Here is a 658-nt window from a genome sequence, read left to right as displayed (position 1 = left end):
GGAAGCGCTCGTGTTTCCGGCGGCGTACAGACCGTCGACAGCGCTGCCGTCGGCGCGAAGAACGCGACCGTTGACGTCGGTGACCAATCCGCCCTTGGTGCCGAGGTCACTGAGGACGATGCGAGCTGCGTAGAACGGACCGTTCTCGATGGCCGTCAGTGCTGCATTCGCGCCGCCGTTGGGCGGGCAGAAGAATGCGTCGTACGGGTCCTCTCCGCGATGGAACTCTTCGTCGACGCCCAGTTTTGCTGCATCGTTGAACTTTTCGACGGTGCTGCGCAGAGCGTCGGCCGGTAGTCCGGTCTCGGCGGCGAGCTCTTCGAGAGTGTCGGCGCCCACCCAGGTTCCGGCTTCGAGGTGCTTGGCGGGCGCCGTGTTCGGGATGCAGATCGCGGGCAGTCCGCCACCCTCGCGCGAGTCGAAGATCATGAACGACGGCACGGCAGAACCGTTGTCGTCGTGAGCGTCCATGGCCCGCCCGAATTGGTCGTACGGAAGCGACTCGTTGAGGTAGCGCTCGCCCGCGTTGTCGACGACAAGTCCGCCGCGAACGCCGACCATGAAGGCTGCGCTGCCGTCGGGCTGCTCGACGCCGGGGCAGAACCATGCCTGATCGAGCAATGCGGTTGCGCCACCGACAGCGATACCGGCAGAGATC

At 65.7% G+C, this 658-nt stretch carries 1 protein-coding gene; it reads right to left on the bottom strand.

Annotation, left to right across the window (positions count from 1 at the left end):
* On the bottom strand, positions 1-658 hold a 658-nt coding region (locus EAH77_RS25025; RefSeq protein WP_140476152.1), incomplete at both ends, for an FAD-binding protein.

Source organism: Ewingella americana (assembly GCF_006438725.1).
GTDB lineage: Bacteria > Pseudomonadota > Gammaproteobacteria > Enterobacterales > Enterobacteriaceae > Ewingella > Ewingella americana_A.
Note: the sequence above shows the minus strand (reverse complement) of the source record. Positions and strands in the feature narration are given on the sequence as shown.